Source organism: Virgibacillus carmonensis (assembly GCF_057836705.1).
In genome coordinates, this window is record NZ_JBYQFJ010000157.1 from 1 (window position 1) to 709 (window position 709).

Below are 709 nucleotides of genomic sequence, written 5' to 3' on the forward strand. Positions count from 1 at the left end.
CAATCAGGAGGATCACGTCAGCATGGGGACGATTGCTGCGAGACATGCGTTGCAGATGCTGCAGAATGCAAGACATGTAGTAGCAATTGAACTAATCTGCGCGATGCAGGCAGTTGAGTATCGCGGAACAGAACAAATGGGTGCTATCACAAAAGAATTTTACCAGAAGGCACGCGAATTTGTTCCAAGTATTACTGCTGACCGTATTTTTTCAACAGACATTACAAATCTAGCAAACTGGTTAAAAGATGAAGCACAATCACATGTTAGTTTAAAAGGAGGAGTTTTTCATGAATAAGGTGGATGTAAGGGCGAAAAAGGGATTGGAACTAGAGTGTAAAGGCTGGGAACAAGAAGCAGCATTACGGATGCTGTACAACAACCTGGATCCGGAGGTTGCTGAAAACCCGGAAGAGCTTGTTGTGTATGGAGGTATTGGGAAAGCAGCACGTAACTGGGAGTCATTTCATGCGATTGTGAAAACGTTGCGCAATCTGGAGAATGATGAAACCATGTTAATACAGTCTGGTAAGCCTGTTGGGGTGTTTAAAACACATAAACATGCACCGCGCGTCTTGTTGTCTAATTCCGTCTTGGTGCCAAAGTGGGCGAATTGGGAGCATTTCCATGAACTCGATCAAAAAGGGCTGATGATGTATGGGCAAATGACTGCAGGAAGCTGGATTTATATTGGTACACAAGGAATTCT

Annotated in this window: 1 protein-coding gene and 1 pseudogene; both read left to right on the forward strand. The window is 44.0% G+C overall.

The window, feature by feature from the left end:
• The coding region (locus AC3G7N_RS21100) for an aromatic amino acid lyase (protein WP_489424108.1) at positions 1-298 on the forward strand (298 nt) is incomplete at its 5' end.
• Positions 291-709 (forward strand): annotated as a pseudogene (locus AC3G7N_RS21105) (urocanate hydratase); the annotation flags it as partial. The gene AC3G7N_RS21100 and the pseudogene AC3G7N_RS21105, both read left to right, overlap by 8 nt.